The organism is Streptomyces sp. R-74717, from assembly GCF_047305335.1.
Lineage (GTDB): Bacteria > Actinomycetota > Actinomycetes > Streptomycetales > Streptomycetaceae > Streptomyces > Streptomyces atratus.
Genome location: NZ_CP102361.1, coordinates 2,249,973 through 2,271,162, shown reverse-complemented (window position 1 = coordinate 2,271,162; position 21,190 = coordinate 2,249,973). Strand labels below are relative to the sequence as shown.

The window sequence follows — 21,190 nt, the reverse complement described above, 5'->3', positions numbered from 1 at the left end:
GGTGGGGGGGGCTACGGCGCGGATCGGCTCGGAGGACCGGGCTTCAGCAGCCCTGGTCGATCAGGTCGAACGTGGCGTAGTGGTCGCTGGTGTAGTAGTCCTCCTGCACCTCTTCACCCGTGACGATCCGACGTGCGCCCCGGGTGGGGGAGCCGGGGGTGATGACCGTGTACTCGTGGTAGTAGCCGGTGCTCTGGCTCGGCAGGACGCCTTCACGGTTCTGGAACACGGCACCGTCCTGCGAGTAGGGGAACGGGCCGCCCGCGTCGATCAGGTCGAGGGTGTCGTGCGCCTGGGCAGGCAGCGCCGAGTAACAGATGCTGCCGACCGAGGTGGTGGCGGCCGTTGCGGTCGTGGGGACCGGGCCGCCGATGAAGAGGACGGACAGGAGGGCGGCAGCGCCACCGAGCGTGGTGATCCGTGGGGGGATTCGCATGGCCACCATGATGACGCGCGTAGACATGGTCCCGTCAACGTCAACCGGTGTGAATTTTTTGGAAGTTAACCGGGGAGGCAGAAATGTGACATCGATGTGTCCGCCGCTCCGGTCCGTGCCGCCCGTTCTCCGTTCACTTATTGATGAGTCGACAAGCGTGGCGGCCCGCCTGTGGGGCATGCATCCCCAGGCGACGAGAAAACGAGATGTCGAGAAGGGGGCGATTCACTGTGCGGGCGGGGGAAACGATGGAGCGTCAGGGAGATGCCGATTCCGTGGCAGACGGGGCGGCGCACGAGCCAGGGGCACCGGGGCAGCAGTCGGTCCGGCTGCGTCGCAGACTGGCCCACACAGATCTGGCGGCGGTAAGCGAAGTGCGCTGTGCGCTGCGGGAGTTCCTGCGATACCGGTGGCGGGCCGAGTCGGCCGAGGTGGCGGAGCTCCTGCTCAGCGAGCTGGTGACCAATGCGCTGATCCATACGAGGCACGGCGCGGTCGTCACGGTGAGTGTGGCGCCCGCGAAACTACGGGTGGAGGTTCGGGACTTCGTGTCCGGAATGCCGCTGTCCTACGTACCGAACGCCGACGACGGTACGCATGGCCGAGGTCTGATCCTGGTGCAGAGCCTCGCGGACGCCTGGGGGGTCAGCGCACGCGCGCTGGGCAAGGTCGTCTGGTTCGAGCTGGACGGCGAAAAGCCCTGAGAGCCCGGAAGAGACCGGGCCATCAGGGCCTTTTGTGGCAGATCAGCCGAATTGCTGCTCCAGGTCCTTCAGTTTCCGCTCCAGCGAATCGAGCCGGGGCAGTGCCTGGGTGTCGTCCTCGGCGGTGAGGTCGACGGTGACCGGATCATTGGAGTTCCGGTCCGAGGCGCTGGAGCTCGGACCCGTCACGGCCTGCAGGGACGGCCGGGAGCGCAAGGGCAGTTGACCCGGCTCGGATATGGCGGGCTCCATGACGGACTGCGCGGAGCCCGTCGCGGGAGCGATGGCCTGAACGTCCACCTGGGTGCCGCCCCGGCCGACCCTGCGCCAGGCCCGGTTCTGCCGGTTCAGCGCCTTGATGTGGGCCCGGTCCAGCTTCTCCTGGTCCTTCCGGCGGAGACGGTTCTGCTCCTTCTCCCGCCGGTCCTCACGTACCTCTTCGACCGCTTCGTCCAGGGTGCGTACGCCCTCCAGCAGCATCAGCGACCAGGCGCCGAAGGTCTCCCGGGGGGCGCGCAGCCACCGTACGATCCGGATCTGCGGCAGCGGACGGGGCACCAGGCCCTGTTCGCGCAGAGCGGCCCGGCGGGTCTGCTTCAGTGCCCGGTCGAAGAGCACGGCTGCCGAGAGCGACATCCCCGCGAAGAAGTGCGGGGCGCCCGCGTGGTCGATACCGCGCGGCGCGTGCACCCAGTTGAACCAGGCGGCCGCGCCGGCGAACGTCCATACGAGCAGCCGGGATCCGAGCGCCGCGTCACCGTGACTGGCCTCGCGCACCGCGAGTACGGAACAGAACATCGCGGCCCCGTCGAGGCCGAACGGAACGAGATACTCCCAGCCCCCGGAGAGGCCGAGGTTCTGCTCGCCGAAGCCGACGAGCCCGTGGAAGGAGAGGGCGGCAGCGACCGCCGCGCAGCAGAACAGCAGGACGTACGAGGCGGTGGCGTACAGCGCCTCCTTGCGTCTGCGCCGCTCCTCGCTGCGCTCCCAGCTGTCCTCGGCCGCGGAATTGTCAGCGGCGCGCTTGCCGCGTGCGACCACCGCCACCGCCGCCAGGACCCCCACGAGCAGCACGGCGCCCGGAAGCAGCCAATTCAGCGATATGTCGGTAAGTCTCATGCGCGGTCCCTTGCGTCGCGTAGGGCATTTCGGGCGCCATGATTGCCGAAACCCCGTCGCACTCAGGGGGTTTCGGGGCAAGAGAACGCCATTGGGTTGGCAGGGCATGCGGATAGCCGGGATCTGATCGAATATCCGTATGCGGCCAGTGATCTGCGTTCGAATAGTACTACTCGTACGAGCGGTGTCGATCAATGAGTGGGCGTCAGTTTCCGTACCCGCTCGGCGTCACAGGTGCGCGGGCAGGTGACGCAGGTGTCCTCGGGGCGCAGCGTGTAGAAGAGGCAGCAGCTCGCCCGGTCGCGGGTGGGCAGCGACTCGCCGTTCGGCCCGGTCAGTTCACGGAAGCCCGCCGAGCCGACGTAGGGCTTCGTGGTGCCCGGCAGGAGCGCCTCCAGCTCGGTCATCGCACGCCGCTCCTCGCCGAGCAGGTGGGCGATGTACCAGAGGCCCTCGACGACCTCGTCCGTCGCCATGCCCCACAACGCCCGCCTGCCGCGCCGCATCCGCGGTCCGAAGCCGTCCAGCACCGGACCGATGTGGTCGGCCACGGCGGCAAGTACTTCCGCCCGCAGCGCCGCCTCGTCCGGGACCACCCGGGCGCCCGGCAGTCCGGCCGCCGGATCGCCCGGAAGACAGGTGAATTCCCTTATGCGGACGGTCAGATGGCCCAGAGCCCGCTGGAATGCCACATCCTCGACGGGGATCCGGGGCACCCGCCGGTGCAGGAACCACGGCACTGTCACCAGCAGGCAGGCGGGCCAGGCGTACCGGTGCAGCCCGAAGCTGGCCACCACGTCGGGCCGGGGCTGCTGCCCGTAGTCCCGCAGCACCTGCGCGTGGTCCCAGGCGAGGAAGGCGTCGAGTGAGGCGCCCCCCGCCGCGAGCTCGTCCGCACCCACCCAGCCGCCACCTCGAGGGGCGGTCCTGCCGTCCTCCAGCACCTCTGCGCGGAGCCCGGGGAAGACCTCGGCCAGACGTGCGTACGCGCCCGTCACGGCGGACGCGGTGGTGCCGGGAAGCAGAGTGGCGAGTGTCATGCAGGGCCCACCGAATCGCGGTCGTTTGCAGGTAAGCCTTACCTTACCCGAATGGATCGATGTTTGAACTGCGGCCTGTGCCGCCTATCGTGCAGAGGGGCATGGCGCACGCGAGCCGCGCCCACGGCAGGCCGAGGAGGTCCGAGTGGAGCAGGGCAGAGCGCGTGAGCAGGCGCGGCCGCCGTACGCGTCCGTCGCGTCCGCGACGACCCCGGCGTCCGTACGCGTGCCCGAGCAGGCACGTGGCGGGCCGGTACATGGCGAGCAGGTACGTGGCGAGCACACCCACAGCGAGCCGCCCGCCCCGCGGCCGGCGGTGCAGCGGCACTCCGTGCGCGGCCAGATCCTCGACGCCCTGCGTGCCGCGCTGGTCGACGGTCAGCTGGTTCCGGGGCAGGTCTACTCCGCCCCGGCTCTCGGTGCCCGCTTCGGGGTCTCGGCGACTCCCGTGCGCGAGGCGATGCAGCAGTTGGCCGTCGAGGGCGCCGTCGAGGTCGTACCGAACCGCGGTTTCCGGGTGTCCCAGCGGGGCCCGCGCGAGCTGGCCGAGCTGGCCGAGGTACGGGCCCTGATCGAGGTCCCCGTCATGCTGCGGCTGGCCCGCACCGTCCCCCCGGCCCGCTGGAGCGCCCTGCGCCCGCTGGCCGAAGCCACGGTTGCGGCGGCCGCCGTGGGCGACCGGGCGAGTTACGCCGAGTCCGACCGGGCCTTCCACAGCGCGGTCCTCGCACTCTGTGGCAACGAGCAGTTGGTGATGGTCGCCGACGAGCTGCACCGCCGCTCCCAATGGCCGCTGGGAAGCACCCCCGCCACTCGCCGCGCCGACCTGCTCGCCGACGCCGCCGAGCACACCGCCCTGCTCGACGCGCTCATCGCCCAGGATCTGAACGTCGTGCAGTCGCTGGTACGGGAACACTTCACCGGCGCCGAGAGCTGACGTCACACCGGCCCTGCGGGGCTCAGTTCGCCTCGGCCGTCTCCGGGGGCGGTGGGTCCAGGTGCGGAGCCAGCCATGTCGGAACGCCCCCGAGCAGCCGGAAGAGCCGGCCCGCCTCGGCGCGCAGCCGGTTCGCCGCCTCCGGCTCCGGCTCGGAGTCCGCCAGCGCGATGAGGGCCGGAGCCGTACCGATCAGATAGCCCAGCTCCTCCCTTATCCGCAGGGACTCGGCGAAACCGTGCCGCGCCTCCGCCAGTTCGCCCTCGCGCAGGGCGAGCAGGGCGAGATGGCGCCAGGTCGAGGAGAGCAGCAGCGCGTCGCCCTGGGCGGTGGCGCCGGCGTGGGCCCTGCGGTACGCGGCACGCGCGGCCTGAGGCGAGTCGGCGATGTTCTGCGCGATCAGGCCCCGGCGGAAGTCCAGCAGCGGGCGTCCCGGCGCTGACGGGGCGAGCAGCGCGGCGGCCCGGCTCAGGGCGACGCTGGCCTCGTCGGCCCGGTCCCGTACGCCGAGAAGCGTCGACGCGTAGGCCAGATGGCCACGCTCACAGGCGGCTGCGCCGCGTTCGGCGTCGTCGTGGGCCAGCGCCTCGGCGGTGCGCAGGGCGTCCTCGGCGTCGGTCCAGCCCTGCCCGGTGTACAGGCAACGCTCGGTCAGCAGGGCGGTGCGCTGGAGTGCCGCTGCCGGATCGGTGGCGGCGTCGTGTTCCAGCAGCGCGGCGGCGTCCGTCCAGCAGGCGCGTGACCGCAGCCGCCATACCGCTGTCTGGAGCGGCGGATCGTCATCTGCTGTCGTTCCGGAACCAGACATGGCGGTATGCGCCACATTGCCCTCCCCGAGCGCGCCATTGAGCTGTTGGGTCTGGCCGCATCTCAGCACGGAATGGCACGCCGGGCCAAGGGGTCGGGTCAATGTCAGGTGAAAGATTTCACAAACGCCCCAACCCGCCGAGAGTCGTGGCAGGGCCCGGAAGTCAGCTCATACGCAGGGCGAGGAAGAAATCGAGCTTGTCCTCCAGGCGCGAAAGGTCACGCCCCGTCAACTGCTCGATTCGCCCGACCCGGTAGCGCAACGTGTTGACGTGCAGATGGAGGCGGGACGCGCAGCGGGTCCAGGAACCGTCGCAGTCCAGGAACGCCTCCAGCGTCGGGATCAGCTCCGCGCGATGGCGCCGGTCGTAGTCGCGCAGCGGGTCGAGCAGCCGTGCGGTGAACGCACGGCGCACGTCGTCGGGGACGAATGGCAGCAGCAGTACGTGCGAGGCCAGCTCGTGGTGCCCGGCCGCGCAGACCCTGCCCGGGCGGGCCGCCGCCACCCGGCGGGCGTGCCGGGCCTCCTCCAGTGCGCCGCGCAGACCTTCGGGGGAGTGCACGGCCGCGCTGACACCCAGTGTCAGCCGGCCGTCGTCGGCGAGGCCGGCGGAGAGCGGTTCGCGGACGGCGGCGAGCAGCACATCGGCGTGCAGCGCGGGATCCTCGTCGGCGGATGCCTCGGCGGGCGCCATGTCCGGGGCGGAGTCGGGGGCCGCTGCGGGCGCGGAGACGGCGGGCAGGGGTACGAGGGCGATGGCCTCGTCGCCCGTGTGGGCGACCGCGATCCGGTCCGCGGAGTCGGGGCCGGTGACCGCGGGGTCGACCAGGATCTCCTCCAGCAGCGCCTGGGCGACCGGGCCGCCCGCGACGGCGGAGCCGGAGGCGACGGCCGGGGCGCCCGTCGTTGCGGACCCCTCCGCGACACCCCATTCGACCCGCGCCACCACGACCTGCCAGTGCGGCGCGGTCCCGAGACCCGGGAGCAGCACCGGGGCGGCGACCCGCAGCCTGGCGGCGATCTCGGCCGGCGGGGCGCCCGTCTGGACCAGTTCAAGGACTTCCTGGGCGAGCCTGCGGCGTACTGTGCGGGCCGCGTCGCGCCGGTCCCGTTCGACCGCGATCAGCTGGGTGACGCCCTGGAGCAGATCCAGCCGGGCGGGCGGCCAGTCGCTCGCGTCCGCCTCGACCGCGAGCAGCCAGTCGGAGAGCACCGACTCGCGCACATCGCGGGAGGCGGGGACCGGGCCCCGCCCGGCGTTCCGGATCGGGAAGAGCGAATACGTGGTGCCGCCGACCGTGGCCCGGTGCGGGGCCGGGCGGCCGGTGCGGGTGGCGGCCAGATGGTGGCCGGCGAGCGCCGCGCCGACCGGTCCGGCCAGCGGTGTATCACCGGCGCCCGCGATCTGCCGGCCGGTGGGGGAGAGCACCCAGGCGTGCAGGTCGAGGTCGGAGCCGAGCAGATCGAGGACCACCTCGGGCCCACCGCCCGCCGGGCCCGAGGTCATGAGCCTGCGGTGCCGGTCCACGACCGCGGCCAGATCGCCCGCACGCTCACCGGACACCTGGCGCACCACATGTTCGGTGATCGTTGCGAACGCGACGGTCTCATGGACGGCGAAGAGCGGCAGCCGGTGCCGCGCACATGCCTCCACCAGATCGCCGGGGATGTCGCCGAGCTCCGCCTCGCCCGCCGCGAGCCCGGCGACCCCGGCGCCCGCCAGGATCCGTACGAACGGCTCCGAGTCCGTCGCGTCCCGGCGCCAGGCCAGGCCCGTCAGGACCAGCTCGCCGCCCGACAGATATCGGCTGGGATCCCGCAGGTCGGTGGTCATCACGCCGCGGACGGACCGGTCCAGCTCGTCCTCGCCGCCGAGCAGCCGCAGGCCCAGCGCGTCGGTCTCCAGCAGTGCGCGCAGCCGCATCTCGTCGCCGCCGATCTCTTTCGTTGGTGCGGGTGAAAACTGGGTATTGCGGTGAGGTTACTGACCCCCACCATTCGTTCGAATCTACAAGACGAGGAGATCGACCAGCCAACTCCTTCATGGTTTCGGTGACTGCACCGGGTGGAGCACGGCTTGTGTACTTGGCCCCACACCGCGTTAACAACCCATGAACGACCAGTCGAGGGCTGGCCGTCCCCAGCCCCAGCGAACGACCCGATTGAGAAGAAGAGAGCCACTCATGGACTTCCTTCGCCCCGCCAGCTGGGAGGAGGCGCTCGCCGCCAAGGCCGAGCACCCGACGGCTGTGCCCATTGCGGGGGGCACCGATGTGATGGTCGAGATCAACTTCGACCACCGGCGGCCCGAGTACCTCCTGGACCTGAACCGCATCGGAGAGCTGTTCGAATGGGAGGTGGGCCAGGAGAACGTACGGCTCGGCGCCTCCGTGCCGTACAGCCACATCATGGAGCACCTGCGGGCCGAGCTGCCAGGACTGGCGCTCGCCTCGCACACCGTTGCATCCCCGCAGATCCGCAACCGCGGGGGCGTCGGCGGCAACCTCGGCACCGCATCGCCCGCCGGGGACGCCCACCCGGCGCTGCTCGCCGCGGGCGCCGAGGTCGAGGCCGCATCCGTACGCGGGACCAGGATGATCCCGATCGACGCCTTCTACACCGGCGTCAAGCGCAACGCCCTCGCCCCGGACGAGCTGATCCGGGCCGTGCACATCAAGAAGGCCGACGGGCCGCAGCAGTACTCCAAGGTCGGCACCCGCAACGCGATGGTCATCGCCGTCTGTGCCTTCGGCCTGGCCCTGCACCCCGAGACCCGCACGGTCCGCACCGGTATCGGCTCGGCCGCCCCCACACCCGTACGGGCGACGGAGGCCGAGGAATTCCTGAACGCCGCGCTCGAAGAGGGCGGATTCTGGGACAGCCGCACGATCATCACCCCGTCCATCGCCAAACAGTTCGCCGACCTCGCCGCCGGTGCCTGCAACCCGATCGACGATGTACGCGGCACCGCGAGCTATCGCAGGCACGCGGTCGGGATCATGGCCCGCCGCACCCTCGGCTGGACCTGGGAGTCGTACCGCGGCAACGGCCGCAGCACCGAAGGAGCTGCCTGATCATGCGCGTCAATTTCACGGTCAACGGCCGCAGGCACGAGGCGGACGACGTCTGGGAGGGCGAGTCCCTCCTCTATGTGCTGCGTGAGCGGATGGGCCTGCCCGGCTCGAAGAACGCCTGCGAGCAGGGCGAGTGCGGTTCCTGCACGGTCCGGCTGGACGGTGTCCCGGTCTGCTCCTGTCTGGTCGCCGCGGGCCAGGTGGAGGGCCGCGAGGTCGTCACCGTAGAAGGTCTCGCCGACTTCGCCGCCCACCGCTCCCAGGCACACCCCGGCAGGGGGTACCTCCCACACGCGGAGCGTAGTGGGGGAGGCTGTGCCTCCGGCGCCTGTGGCACCGCACTCGACAAGGCCCGGCAGTGGGAGGCCGAGCCGGCCGGCGAGGAGACCCGGGACACCGGTGAACTCTCCCCGATCCAGCAGGCGTTCATCGACGCGGGCGCCGTCCAGTGCGGCTTCTGCACCCCCGGTCTGCTGGTCGCCGCCGACGAGCTGCTGGAGCGCAACCCGGAACCGTCCGACGCGGACATCCGCGAGGCGCTCTCCGGCAACCTCTGCCGCTGCACCGGCTACGAGAAGATCCTCGACGCGGTCCGTCTCGCGGCCGCCCGCGCGGAAGAAACGGTCTGACGATGGGCGTTACCGGCAACCCCACCAGCATCAACCAGGGCACCCGCACCAAGGGCGGCATCGGTGAGTCCACGCTGCGCCCCGACGGCATCCTGAAGGTCACCGGCGAGTTCGCGTACTCCTCCGACATGTGGCACGAGGACATGCTCTGGGGCCACACGCTGCGCTCCACGGTCGCGCACGCCGAGATCGTCTCCATCGACACTTCGGAAGCGCTCGCCACGTCCGGCGTCTACGCCGTACTCACCTACGACGACCTGCCGACCTCGGTGAAGAACTACGGGCTCGAGATCCAGGACACCCCGGTCCTCGCCCACGGCAAGGTCCGTCACCACGGCGAACCGGTGGCGCTCGTCGCCGCCGACCACCCGGAGACGGCCCGCCGCGCCGCGGCGAAGATCAAGATCGACTACCGCGAGCTGCCCGTCATCACCGACGAGGCTTCCGCCACCGCTCCCGACGCGATCCTCGTTCACGAGGGACGCAGCGACCACCACGCCGGGCACGTCCCGCACCCGAACATCGTCCACCGCCAGCCCATCGTCCGCGGCGACGCGGACGCGGCGGCGGCCCGCGCCGATGTCATCGTGAGCGGGGAGTACGTCTTCGGCATGCAGGACCAGGCCTTCCTCGGCCCCGAGTCCGGTCTGGCCGTGCCCGCCGAGGACGGCGGCGTCGACCTGTACGTCGCCACCCAGTGGCTGCACTCCGACCTGCGCCAGATCGCCCCCGTCCTCGGCCTGCCCGAGGACAAGGTCCGCATGACGCTCTCCGGCGTCGGCGGTGCCTTCGGCGGCCGCGAGGACCTGTCGATGCAGATCCACGCCTGCCTGCTCGCCCTGCGCACCGGCAAGCCGGTCAAGATCGTCTACAACCGCTTCGAGTCCTTCTTCGGGCATGTGCACCGTCACCCCGCCAAGCTCTGGTACGAGCACGGCGCCACCCGCGACGGCAAGCTGACCCATATGAAATGTCGCATCGTACTGGACGGCGGAGCTTATGCCTCCGCTTCTCCGGCCGTCGTCGGCAACGCCTCCTCGCTCAGCGTCGGCCCTTACGTCGTCGACGACGTCGACATCGAGGCCATCGCGCTCTACACCAACAATCCGCCGTGCGGCGCCATGCGCGGCTTCGGCGCGGTCCAGGCATGCTTCGCCTACGAGGCCCAGATGGACAAGCTCGCCGCCGAACTCTCCATGGACCCGGTCGAGTTCAGGCAGCTCAACGCCATGGAGCAGGGCACCCTCCTGCCGACCGGACAGGTCGTCGACTCGCCCGCGCCGGTCGCCGAGCTGCTGCGCCGGGTCAAGGCCAGGCCGCTGCCGCCCGAGCGCCAGTGGGAGGTGGCCGGCGAGCAGGCCGATGTACGGGCCCTGCCCGGCGGGCTGTCCAACACCACCCACGGCGAAGGCGTCGTACGAGGCATCGGCTACGCCGTCGGCCTCAAGAACGTCGGCTTCTCCGAGGGCTTCGACGACTACTCCACCGCCCGGGTGCGCATGGAGGTCATCGGCGGCGAACCCGTCGCGACCGTGCACACCGCGATGGCCGAGGTCGGGCAGGGCGGCGTCACCGTCCACGCCCAGATCGCCCGTACCGAACTCGGCGTCGCCCAGGTCACCATCCAACCGGCCGACACCCAGGTCGGCTCGGCCGGCTCCACCTCCGCCTCCCGGCAGACGTATGTCACCGGCGGCGCAGTGAAGCACTCCTGCGAGGCCGTCCGCGAGAAGGTCCTGGAGATGGGCCGCCGCAAGTTCGGTACGTACCATCCCGCCTGGGCCACCGCCGAACTGCTCCTGGAGGGCGGCAAGGTCGTCACCGACGGCGGCGAGGTGCTGGCCGATCTGGTCGACGTACTGGAGGACGAGGCGGTCGACATCGAGCTGGAGTGGCGCCACCGGCCCACCGAGGCGTTCGACCTCCGTACCGGACAGGGCAACGGCCATGTCCAGTACTCCTTCGCCGCCCACCGCGCGGTCGTCGAGGTCGACACCGAACTCGGCCTGGTCAAGGTCATCGAACTGGCCTGCGCCCAGGACGTCGGCAAGGCCCTCAACCCGCTGTCCGTCGAAGGACAGATCCAGGGCGGTACCACCCAGGGCCTGGGCGTCGCCGTCATGGAGGAGATCATCGTCGACCCGAAGACCGCGAAGGTGCGCAACCCGTCCTTCACGGACTATCTGATCCCCACCATCCTCGACACCCCGACGATCCCGGTCGATGTGCTCGAACTCGCCGACGACCACGCCCCGTACGGGCTCCGTGGCATCGGTGAGGCCCCCACTCTCTCGTCTACCCCGGCCGTTCTCGCGGCGATCCGGAACGCGACGGGCCTGGAGCTCAACAGGACGCCGGTACGCCCCGAGCACATCACCGGCACCTGAGACCGACCGGCAAATGGGGGGCGGCGTCGCGGGGCTGGGCACGCACTCCCCCAAGGCCTTAAGGGCCAGGGGGGGACCCCCTCCGGCGTTGTCGTCAATCACCAACTTCCCCAAGCTCTCGGCTTCGCTCGAGCAGGGGAGACCCCATCGCGTTGGCTCAATCCTCCGCCTTGCAGCTGCACGCACCCAGCCCCGCTCCTTCTCCCACCCCCCATTTGCCGGTCGGTCTGAGTCACCGCTCCCTCCTGATCTCTCCGGGCGGTGCGCGCCTCCCAGGAACGTCACACTTCCGCCGCCCGCACCGCCCGGAGTACCCAAGTGCCATACCGCTCGCGGCCATTGAGTCCACCACGCACCGAAAGGGCAGTACTACGCAGTCCCCGTAGTCGCAGCACTGCAGCACCAGCAGTGCGGGTGACACCGCATGCAACACGGCACACGTCACACGTCGCATTCCACTCTGCATCAACAGTTCGTCTCGGGCCGTCCCCCGGGTCGTGCCGCCGGCGCAGTCATCCCAAATCCCGCATATCGATTCTTCATCGCGGGTGCCCCTGTGAACCTTGGGAGTCAGGCATCATGACCCAGCAGTCAGTGGAGCCCAGGACCAGTGCGGAGGATGCGGGCCCGGGCTCGCGCGTCCCCGCCGGAAGATCCTGGCTCGACCGGTACTTCCACATCTCCGACCGTGGCTCCACCGTCGCACGCGAAGTGCGCGGCGGCATCACCACCTTCATGGCGATGTGTTACATCCTTCTGCTCAACCCGCTCCTGCTGTCCGGCCCGGACGCGGCGGGCCACCGCCTCAGCCACGCCGGGCTGATCACGGCGACCGCGCTCGCCGCAGCCGTCTCCACCCTGCTGATGGGTTTCATAGGCAAGGTGCCGCTCGCTCTCGCCGCGGGGCTCTCCGTCTCCGGCGTGCTCGCCACTCAGGTGGCACCCCATATGACCTGGCCGCAGGCCATGGGCATGTGTGTGATGTACGGCGCGGTGATCGTGCTGCTGGTCGTCACCGGGCTGCGCGAGATCATCATGAACGCGATACCCCTGGCACTGAAGCACGGCATCACCATGGGCATCGGCCTGTTCATCGCGCTGATCGGCCTGGTCAACGCCGGCTTCGTCGGCAAGGGCGCCCCGGTCACGCTCGGCGTGGGCGGGCAGCTCTCCGGCTGGCCCGTACTGCTCTTCTGCGTCACCCTGCTGCTCATCTTCATGCTCCAGGCCCGTAATGTGCCCGGCGCGATCCTGATCGGGATCGTGGTCGGCACGATCCTCGCCGTCGTCGTCAACGCGGTCGGTGACATCAGCCCCAAGGCATGGGGCGGCAGCGCACCCGAACTGCAGGGCAGCGCCGTCTCGATGCCGGACTTCGGGCTCTTCGGCCATGTCGAGTTCGGGGGCTGGGGCGACATCGGCGTCATGACCGTCGGCATGATCGTCTTCACCCTGGTACTGGCCGGCTTCTTCGACGCGATGGCGACCATCATCGGCGTCGGTACGGAGGCCGGGCTCGCCGACAGCAAGGGCCGGATGCCGGGCCTGTCCAAGGCACTGCTCATCGACGGCGCGGGCGGGGCGATCGGCGGTGTCTCCGGAGCCTCCGGCCAGACCGTCTTCATCGAGTCGGCGACCGGCGTCGGCGAGGGGGCCCGCACGGGTCTGTCCTCCGTCGTCACCGGTGTGCTCTTCGCCGCCGGACTGTTCTTCACCCCGCTCGCCCAGATCGTGCCGGGGCCGATCGCCGCCGCCGCGCTGGTCGTCATCGGCGCGATGATGATGCAGAACGCCCGCCATGTCGACTGGAGCGACCGCTCCGTCGCGGTGCCGGTCTTCCTGACCGTGGCCCTGATGCCGTTCACGTACTCCATCACCGCCGGAGTGGGTGCCGGGGTGATCTCCTTCGCCGCGATCAAGGCGGCGCAGGGCAAGTTCCGTGAGGTCGGTGCCTTCATGTGGGTGCTGACCGGCGTGTTCGTCGTGTACTTCGCGCTCAGCCCGATCGAAAGCTGGATCGGCGCCAAGTAGGACCGGCCCGCACAGGCTCTTCCGCCCCTCCGCACACCCGTAGAAGGAGAAACGCCATGCTGGACATCGCCGAAGAGCTCAACCGGTGGGTCGAGCAGGGACGCGACTTCGCCGTGGCCACTGTTGTGGCGGTCGGCGGCAGCGCGCCCCGGCAGCCGGGAGCCGCCCTCGCCGTCGACCGCGACGGCACGGCGATCGGATCGGTCTCCGGCGGGTGTGTGGAGGGCGCGGTGTACGAACTGTGCGGGCGGGCGCTGGACGACGGCATCACAGTGCGCGAACAGTTCGGCTACAGCGACGAGGACGCCTTCGCGGTCGGACTGACCTGCGGCGGCGTCATCGACATCCTGGTGACACCGGTCCGTGCGGACGACCCCGCCCGGGCGGTGTTCGCCGCCGCGCTCGCCGCCGCCGCACGGGGTCGGGCGGCGGCGGTCGCCAGGATCACGGACGGGCCCGCGGAACTTCTCGGCCGCCCCCTGCTCGTCCACCCCGACGGCTCGTACGAGGGCGGGCTCGGCGGGCACCCGGAGCTGGACCGCACCGCTGCGGCCGACGCCCGCGCGATGCTGGACGCGGGCCGCACCGGCTCCGTCACCATCGGCGCCGAGGGCTCGCGCTGCGGGCAACCGCTCACCCTGCTCGTCGAATCGAGCGTCCCGCCGCCCCGGATGATCGTCTTCGGGGCCATCGACTTCGCCTCGGCGCTGGTCCGGGCGGGAAAGTTCCTCGGGTACCACGTCACATTGTGCGACGCTCGCCCCGTCTTCGCCACGAAGGCCCGTTTCCCGCAGGCCGATGAGCTGGTCGTCGACTGGCCGCACCGCTATCTCGCGACGACCGACGTCGACGCGCGCACCGTCCTGTGCGTGCTCACCCACGACGCCAAGTTCGATGTTCCGCTGCTGGAACTGGCGTTGAGGCTGCCGGTGGCGTATGTCGGAGCGATGGGCTCGCGCCGTACCCATCTGGAGCGCAACGACCGGCTGCGTGACGTCGGCGTCACGGAGCTGGAACTGGCCAGGCTGCACTCGCCGATCGGCCTCGACCTCGGCGCCCGTACCCCTGAGGAGACCGCGCTGTCGATCGCCGCCGAAATCGTCGCCGACCGGCGCGGCGGCAGCGGCGTACCGCTCAAGGGCGCCCACACCCCGATCCACCACGAGGGCGGCCGGCCGTCGACGGGATTGATCACGTCCGTGGCCTGAACCGTCCCGTGAACCATGATGGTCCGTGGGCGGGTTGCCGCCACGGCGGCTTCACGCCAGGTGTGAACTCAACCGTAGCTTCGGTTTTGCCTCTAGACCTGCTGCATGACATTCACAGCTTCCTCCGCTTCCGGCCGGGCGAGATCCGCTCGTGCGGGACGCAGGGCTCTGCTCATAGCGACTTCGGTCGCCCTGGTGAGTGGTGCACTGCTACCCGCAGCGGGCTCCGCTTCCGCCGCCGCAGGTCAGTCCAGGCCCCTCGACCGCCAGGCCGCCGCCCCCGTCAAGGAGTACGACATCACCCTGCTCACGGGTGATGTCGTGCACTACTCGGACGGTGTCGGCAAGCAGGACACCGTCACCGTGGACCGCCCCGACGGAGCGGTCGGCGGCGTGCATGTCCAACAGGCAGGTGACGATCTGTACGTACTGCCCGACGAGGCCAACTCACTTCTCGCAGCGGGCAAGTTGGACCGTCGGCTGTTCAATGTCTCGGCTCTGGCCAAGATGGGGTACGACGACAAGAAGTCGGGCGGCATTCCGCTGATCGCCACCTACTCGGCGAGCCCAGGCCGTTCACTGCCCGCCGTCCCTCGTGGTGCGAAGAAGACCCGCACTCTGGAGAGCATCCACGGCGCCGCGCTGAAGGCCGAGAAGGACACCACCAGGGCCTTCTGGAACGACATCGCCCGTACCTCCACGGCCCGTTCGCTGGACAACGGCATCGCCAAGCTCTGGCTCGACGGCCGGGTGGAGGCCGCGCTCAAGGATTCCGTGCCGCAGGTCAACGCCCCGCAGGCGTGGGCCGAGGGCTACGACGGCAAGGGCTCCAAGGTCGCCGTCCTGGACACCGGCATCGACGCGACCCACCCGGACGTCAAGGACCGCATTCTCGAAACCAAGAGCTTCGTGCCGGGCGAGGAGGTCGTGGACAGGAACGGCCACGGCACGCATGTCGCCTCCACGATCGCGGGCTCCGGCGCTGCCTCGGAGGGCGTCAACAAGGGCGTCGCCCCCGGCGCCGGCCTGATCGTCGGCAAGGTGCTCAACGACGGTGGTTCCGGCGCCGACTCCGGCATCATCGAAGCCATGGAGTGGGCGAAGGCCGAAGGCGCCGACGTCGTCTCCATGAGCCTCGGCACCAGTATCCCGGACGACGGCTCCGACCCGATGTCCCAGGCCGTCGACGCCCTTTCCGCCGACGACGGCCCGCTGTTCGTGATCGCCGCGGGCAACTCCTACGGCGCGGGCACCATCGGCTCGCCCGGCTCGGCGGAGAAGGCGCTCACCATCGCCGCCGTCGACAAGCGGGACAACCGTGCGGACTTCTCCTCGATGGGCCCGCTGGTGAGTTCCTACGGCCTCAAGCCCGACCTGTCCGCACCGGGCGTGGGTATCAACGCGGCCGCCTCGCAGTCGGTCCCGGGCGTCAGCGGGATGTACTCGACGAAGTCCGGCACATCGATGGCGACCCCGCATGTCGCGGGCGCCGCAGCCATCCTGAAGCAGCGTCACCCCGACTGGTCCGGCCAGCGGATCAAGGACGCGCTGATGAGCTCGTCGAAGAAGCTCGACGCGTACACCCCGTACGAGCAGGGCACCGGCCGACTCGATGTGAAGGCGGCGGTCGACAGCACGATCGAGGCCACCGGCTCCGTCGAGGTCGCCTCCTACGACTGGCCGCACTCCGCGTCCGACCCGGTCGCCCAGCGGACCGTCACGTACCGCAACACCGGTACGAAGGACGTCACCCTCGACCTGGCCACGGACACGGACGCCGACGCCTACACCCTGTCGACGAAGCAGCTGACCGTCCCGGCCGGTTCCACCGCCGAGGCCGTGCTCTCGCTGGACCCGTCGAAGGTCGCGAACGACACCCGGTTCTCCGGTCAGGTCATCGCCAAGGACGCGGCGGGCTCCGTCGTGGCGCACACCGGCTTCGCTCTGAACAAGGAGCAGGAGCTGTACGACCTGACGCTCAGGCTCCGTGACCGCGACGGCAAGCCGATGGACGGCCGGGTCGTCCTCGGCGCGCTCGGCGACCCGAACCTGGGCGTCGTCCAGGTGTCGGGCGAGACCACGCTGCGACTGCCGCCGGGCAACTACACCGCCTGGAGTTCCGTCGCCATCGCCGGTGACCGCCCCGACTCGAAGGCCGTGGCCTTCCTCGCCGCCCCCGAGACCATCCTCGACAAGACGACCACGGTCACCCTCGACGCGTCCAAGGCTCGCAAGGTCAGCGTGCGGACGCCGAAGGAGACCGAGACCCGGCAGCTGCGATATGACATGGCACGTACCGCACCGGACGGCACCGTCCAGCGCGACGCGTACCAGATCCCTTTGACGTATGACCAGCTGTGGGCCAGCCCCACCAAGAAGGTCACCCAGGGCAGCTTCTCCTTCCTGACCCGCTGGCGGCAGGGCGAGAAACTGATAGACGTCACGGCCGAGGGACATGACGTGCGGGTTACCCCGCAGGGCGGTGCGGCCATCGCCGAAGACAGCGAGAAGCAGCTGGCCGGTGTCTTCGCGGGCAACGGCGCCGTGGCCGACTACAAGGGCCTGGATGTCAAGGGCAAGGCCGTCGTGATCCGCCGCAGCGACGCGGTCGCTCCCGCCGACCGGCTCGCCAATGCTGTGGCCGCAGGCGCCGAGGCGCTGTTCGTCGTCAACGACGGTGACGGCGTCCTGATGGAGAGCTACACCCCCTACGGAACCAAGGGCACCATCCCGGTCGCCTCGGTCCAGCGCCTGGCGGGCGAGAACCTGATCAAGTCCGTCCAGCGTGACGTCGAGCTGACGATCGATCAGCACCGGTTCGCACGCTACATGTACGACCTGGTCGACCGTCACGACGGCGTCGTCCCGGACCGCTCGCTGGAGTTCGCCCCCTCGACCCGTCAACTGGCGAAGGTGGAGAACACCTTCTACGGCCACAAGGACATGCTCGGCGGCGGCTACCGCTACGACATCCCGGACTACGGACCCGGCCTCGGCTTCCGGGAGTACGAGAAGTTCCCCAGCACCCGTACCGAGTGGGTCAATCCGCTTCCCGGCGCATCGTTCTGGTACGAGGACCACTCGATCTTCAACGCGGACCAAACGGACTTCGCGCAGGAGGTACGCAGCGGCGACCTGGACTACCAGGCGGGCCGCACCTACCCCGCCGAGTGGTTCGGGCCGATCACCCGCCCGCGTCTGGGCACCGGCTACTGGGGTCCGTTCCGTACCGTCCGCAACGAAATCCAGTTCAATCTCACCCCGTGGACGGACTCGGGCGCGGGCCACTCGGGCTCCATGCTGAACGAGTACGGCACCACCACCACCGCCTTCTACGAGGGTGACGCCCTGATCAAGAAGGTCGCGGGCCGGGCCGGATACGCCGGGCACCTCTCGCCCGAGAAGCTGCCGTACCGCTTGGTGCTCGACTCAACCCGGGACGGCGATGTGTGGAAGACCTCCACCCGCACACACACCGAGTGGAACTTCGTCTCGGGTGCCATGGACGAGAACGGCCCGTACCAGGCCGACATCCCGATGCTCCAGCTGGACTACCAGGTCGACACCGACTTTGCCGGTGACGTCGAGGCCGGCCGGTGGACCGAGATCGGTCTCACCTCCGGTACGCAGGAGTGGCTGGACGGTGCCGTGAAGGCGACGAAGGCGTCGCTGTCGGTCAGCTACGACGACGGCAAGAGCTGGAACGCCGTGGAGCTGCACAAGACTTCCGAGGGCAACTGGACCGCCCGGTTCAAGACCCCCGAGAAGGCCGGCGGCTTCGTCTCGATCAAGGCGCACTCCGAGGCCGGGGACGGGCTCGGCATCGATCAGGAGATCATCCGGGCGTTCGGCCTGAAGTGACTTTCTGAGGTGCGCACTTGAGGCGGCCGTACACCCCCGATCGGGGTGTGCGGCCGCCTCTTTTGCCGACCGGTACGTCTCCCCGCAACTGGAGTGACGGGTCATCACCATGGTGTGGACCGGCGGGGTTTCCCCCACTCGGGGCGGGGGTTTGCCCCATGGTCGCCACCGGACACGCCCGGATAGCCTGCGCTGAGCACCGGCCCCGAGCGGGCCGGAGACCAGGCTGATCGGGATCCAGGGGGAGATTCATGCGTCACCGGCTCAGGGCGTTCATGGCGGCAACGACGGCAGGTAGCGGTCTGATCGCGCTCGGCGCATGCGGCCTGATCGACTGGAACACCTTCGAGGACGACGCCCACGTGTCGCAGAAGATCACCTCCGTCCGGCTGGATCTCGGCTCCGGCCGGGTGAATCTGCGGGGCGTGGCGAAAACCGCGGACGTGTCCCTGCATCGCTCGGTCCGCTACCGGGGGGACAAGCCCGAAGGCGCGTCGCACCGGGTCGAGAACGGCGTCCTGGTGCTGAGCGGCTGCGGCAGTCGGTGCTCGGTGTCCTACACCGTCGAGGTGCCCGAGGGCCTCCCGGTCTCCGGCCGGACCTCGTCCGGATCCGTGGTCCTGGCCCGAGTGGGGCCGGTTGACGTGACCACGCACTCCGGACGGATCGAGCTGGACGGAGTGACCGGCCCGGCCGATGTGCGCACCTCCAACGGCCGGATCGAGGGGCGTGGACTGGCTGGTCCCATCCGGGCCAAGACCTCCAACGGCCGGATCGAACTGACCCCGGTGAACCCGCAGGATGTCCGGGCCAGGACATCCAACGGGGCCATCGTCGTCACTGCGCCGACGGGCCGGTACGTGGTCGCCGCCGGCACTCACCACGGTCACAAGGACATCGGCATCGCCAATGACCCGGCGGGCGACCACAAGATCGATCTGGCCACCGCCAACGGTTCCATCACGGTCAAGAACGGCTGACCGCGCCGCGCGCCACCGCAGCCGCACACAGCAGCGCAGGGACCGCCGCGACCGCGAAGCAGACGGCCGGCGGCAGACGGTCCACCAGCACACCCACTGCCGCGGTGCCCGCCGAGGAACCGGCATTGACCGCGGTGTTGACCCATGCACCCGCCTGTGTGCGGCTGTCCGCGCCCACGGACTCGTCCGCGACGAGATACGCGGTGGTCAAGGCCGGGGCGACGAAAACCCCGGCGGCCGTGACCACCGCGACCAGCACGTACACATTGGGCGACATCCCGGCCACGACCATCGCCACACCGAGACCGGCAGCCGGTACCGGCAGCCGCACCCGGTTCGACGCACGCCATGGGACGGCACCGTAGGCGAGCCCACCGACCGCGCTTCCGGCGGAGAGTGCGGCCAGCACCCACGCCACCGCCGCGCCCCGCTGATGCTGCTCGGTGGACGCCACCACCAGCAGATCAAGCGCCCCCAGGCACAGCCCCACGGCGGCTGCCACGATCGCGGCGTGCCGCAATCCGACGATGCTGAGCAACCGCTGCCTGCGGGGCGTGTCCTGTGACGCAGCGGCCTTCTCCGTCGACGGTGGCGCGCCGATACCGCGCACCGCGGGTGAGGACACCAACGCCGTCGCGCCCACCAGCACGAGCGCGGCACTGATCGCGACACCTGCCGCGGGGACGGTGAACCTCATGACCAGACCCACGAGCAACGGCCCGGTGACGAACAGCAGTTCCTCGGCGACACCGTCCAGGCTGTACGCACGCTGCAACAGCTCACGGTCGGGAACGAGAATGCTCCACAGGGTCCGCATCACCGGTCCCAGTGGCGGGGTGCAGGCGCCTGCCGTCACGGCAAGCGCCCCCAGCAGGAGCGAGGAAGCCCCCGGCCGCCAGGTGACGTAGGCCAGGGCGGCGAGCAGTGCGGCGTAGACACCGGCCATCGGCGGCAGTGCCCGCCGCGGACCGTACCGGTCGATCAGCGCGGCACGGGCGGGGGAGAGGAAGACACTGGTCGCCCCGAACAGAGCCATGACGGCGCCCGCGACGGAGTACGAGCCGGTGGCGTCCTTCACCGCCAGCATCAGGGAGAGGGAGACCATCCCGTACGAGAGCCGCCCCAACAGAGCGGCACCGAAGGTGCGGGAAGCGTGAGGAGTGCGCAGGACGGTGGCATACGAAGGGGCGCGCGAGGGCGCGGGTGACGGCGAGAGCACAGGGACGTTCCTCGTGAGGGCAGCGCGGCATGCGGCGCTGCGGGCATGCGGGGACACCGGAGTGCCGCACCCTGTGGGACGGGGTGCGGTCAGTACGGGGTCCTACGCACGGGAGAGGAACATGCCGGCCAACTTATCAGGGTGACAAACGTGTTGTGGAGAGTCGCTTCAGGGTCGCATCGGTCAAAAATCGCTGTGCGGTGTGACAGCGCATCGAGTAGCCTCGGCGCCCATGTCGCCTTCCCCTTCCCGTAATCGCCCTCCCTACGACGCGGACGAGCGGACTCAGCTCGTCGGCTGGCTCGATATGCAACGGGCGGTCGCCCGCTGGAAGTGCGAAGGGCTTTCCGAGACCGACGCCCATCGGTCCGTCCTGCCGTCCTCGCCCCATATGACGGTGGCGGGTGTCCTGTCACACCTTCGATGGGTCGAGCACCTCTGGTACGAGGTCGTCCTGCTGGGCCGCCCGGCCGTCGGGCCCATGCTCGACGGGCCCGAGGACGCCGACATGATGGTCGAAGGTGTCCCGCTCGCAGAGCTCCTCGACAACTACGACCGGCAGATCGCGGTGTCGAACGAGATTGTTGCGGCGAAGTCGCTCGACGACGTAGGCCGGCACCCGGACTTCGACGCCTCGGCCGCGAGCGTGCGCTGGATCATGTTCCATATGATCGAGGAGACTGCCCGGCACGCGGGCCATCTTGACGCCATCAGGGAGATCCTGGACGGCGAGACGGGCTACTACTGACCCGGTTTC

General features: G+C 69.9%; 16 protein-coding genes. 10 read left to right on the top strand and 6 right to left on the bottom strand.

Annotated features, from left to right (window positions below; genetic code table 11):
• Window positions 1-43: 43 nt before the first annotated feature.
• On the bottom strand, window positions 44-436 hold the full coding sequence (locus tag NRF20_RS10250) for a ribonuclease domain-containing protein (RefSeq protein WP_266356688.1): 393 nt from the start codon (window positions 434-436) through the stop codon (window positions 44-46).
• 341 nt (window positions 437-777) lie between these two features.
• On the opposite strand from NRF20_RS10250, the gene NRF20_RS10245 reads away from it, so the two are divergent.
• A complete protein-coding gene (locus tag NRF20_RS10245) occupies window positions 778-1,140 on the top strand; it encodes an ATP-binding protein (protein ID WP_398629988.1) in 363 nt (120 codons plus the stop codon).
• A 42-nt stretch (window positions 1,141-1,182) separates the two neighbouring features.
• On the opposite strand, the gene NRF20_RS10240 is transcribed toward NRF20_RS10245, so the two are convergent.
• Both NRF20_RS10240 and NRF20_RS10235 read right to left on the bottom strand, forming a co-directional pair.
• Window positions 1,183-2,259, bottom strand: coding sequence for a DUF2637 domain-containing protein (locus NRF20_RS10240; RefSeq protein WP_266356685.1), 1,077 nt, complete (start codon window positions 2,257-2,259; stop codon window positions 1,183-1,185).
• Window positions 2,260-2,450: 191 nt separating this feature from the next.
• The gene (locus NRF20_RS10235) at window positions 2,451-3,299 is read right to left on the bottom strand and encodes a (2Fe-2S)-binding protein (RefSeq protein ID WP_398629941.1); all 849 of its coding nucleotides are present in this window, start codon (window positions 3,297-3,299) and stop codon (window positions 2,451-2,453) included.
• Window positions 3,300-3,444: 145 nt separating this feature from the next.
• Here NRF20_RS10235 and NRF20_RS10230 point away from each other — a divergent pair, with 145 nt between their 5' ends.
• Window positions 3,445-4,236: a GntR family transcriptional regulator gene (locus tag NRF20_RS10230; protein WP_398629942.1), complete on the top strand. Its 792-nt coding sequence runs from the start codon at window positions 3,445-3,447 to the stop codon at window positions 4,234-4,236.
• 22 nt (window positions 4,237-4,258) lie between these two features.
• Here NRF20_RS10230 and NRF20_RS10225 read toward each other — a convergent pair whose 3' ends face one another.
• Together NRF20_RS10225 and NRF20_RS10220 are read right to left on the bottom strand one after the other, a co-directional pair.
• Entirely contained in the window at window positions 4,259-5,044 is a 786-nt protein-coding gene (locus NRF20_RS10225; protein WP_266356680.1) for a hypothetical protein, read from the bottom strand.
• A 163-nt stretch (window positions 5,045-5,207) separates the two neighbouring features.
• Window positions 5,208-6,968 (bottom strand): PucR family transcriptional regulator, encoded by a 1,761-nt coding sequence (locus NRF20_RS10220; RefSeq protein WP_398629943.1) that lies wholly within the window; start codon window positions 6,966-6,968, stop codon window positions 5,208-5,210.
• A gap of 259 nt (window positions 6,969-7,227) precedes the next feature.
• Between NRF20_RS10220 and NRF20_RS10215 the strand changes: the two genes are divergently transcribed.
• The 7 genes from NRF20_RS10215 to NRF20_RS10185 all read left to right on the top strand — a co-directional run bounded on the left by NRF20_RS10215 (window position 7,228) and on the right by NRF20_RS10185 (window position 19,214).
• Window positions 7,228-8,118: an FAD binding domain-containing protein gene (locus tag NRF20_RS10215; RefSeq protein WP_398629944.1), complete on the top strand. Its 891-nt coding sequence runs from the start codon at window positions 7,228-7,230 to the stop codon at window positions 8,116-8,118.
• 2 nt (window positions 8,119-8,120) lie between these two features.
• Entirely contained in the window at window positions 8,121-8,747 is a 627-nt protein-coding gene (locus tag NRF20_RS10210) for a (2Fe-2S)-binding protein (protein ID WP_398629945.1), read from the top strand.
• 2 nt (window positions 8,748-8,749) lie between these two features.
• Window positions 8,750-11,134: a xanthine dehydrogenase family protein molybdopterin-binding subunit gene (locus tag NRF20_RS10205; RefSeq protein ID WP_398629946.1), complete on the top strand. Its 2,385-nt coding sequence runs from the start codon at window positions 8,750-8,752 to the stop codon at window positions 11,132-11,134.
• Window positions 11,135-11,713: 579 nt separating this feature from the next.
• A complete protein-coding gene (locus NRF20_RS10200) occupies window positions 11,714-13,165 on the top strand; it encodes an NCS2 family permease (RefSeq protein WP_413752451.1) in 1,452 nt (483 codons plus the stop codon).
• Between the two features lie 56 nt (window positions 13,166-13,221).
• Window positions 13,222-14,373 carry an XdhC family protein gene (locus NRF20_RS10195; RefSeq protein WP_413752450.1) on the top strand — a complete coding sequence of 384 codons (1,152 nt, stop codon included), beginning with the start codon at window positions 13,222-13,224 and terminating at the stop codon, window positions 14,371-14,373.
• 105 nt (window positions 14,374-14,478) lie between these two features.
• Window positions 14,479-18,234, top strand: a complete 3,756-nt coding sequence (locus NRF20_RS10190; protein ID WP_413752449.1) for a S8 family serine peptidase — start codon at window positions 14,479-14,481, stop codon at window positions 18,232-18,234.
• Between the two features lie 251 nt (window positions 18,235-18,485).
• On the top strand, window positions 18,486-19,214 hold the full coding sequence (locus NRF20_RS10185) for a DUF4097 family beta strand repeat-containing protein (RefSeq protein ID WP_413752448.1): 729 nt from the start codon (window positions 18,486-18,488) through the stop codon (window positions 19,212-19,214).
• On the opposite strand, the gene NRF20_RS10180 is transcribed toward NRF20_RS10185, so the two are convergent.
• On the bottom strand, window positions 19,201-20,433 hold the full coding sequence (locus tag NRF20_RS10180; RefSeq protein ID WP_413752447.1) for an MFS transporter: 1,233 nt from the start codon (window positions 20,431-20,433) through the stop codon (window positions 19,201-19,203). The genes NRF20_RS10185 and NRF20_RS10180 overlap by 14 nt on opposite strands.
• A 232-nt stretch (window positions 20,434-20,665) precedes the next feature.
• On the opposite strand from NRF20_RS10180, the gene NRF20_RS10175 reads away from it, so the two are divergent.
• Complete coding sequence (locus tag NRF20_RS10175) at window positions 20,666-21,181, top strand: DinB family protein (RefSeq protein WP_398629952.1); 516 nt, start codon at window positions 20,666-20,668, stop codon at window positions 21,179-21,181.
• Window positions 21,182-21,190: the final 9 nt, after the last annotated feature.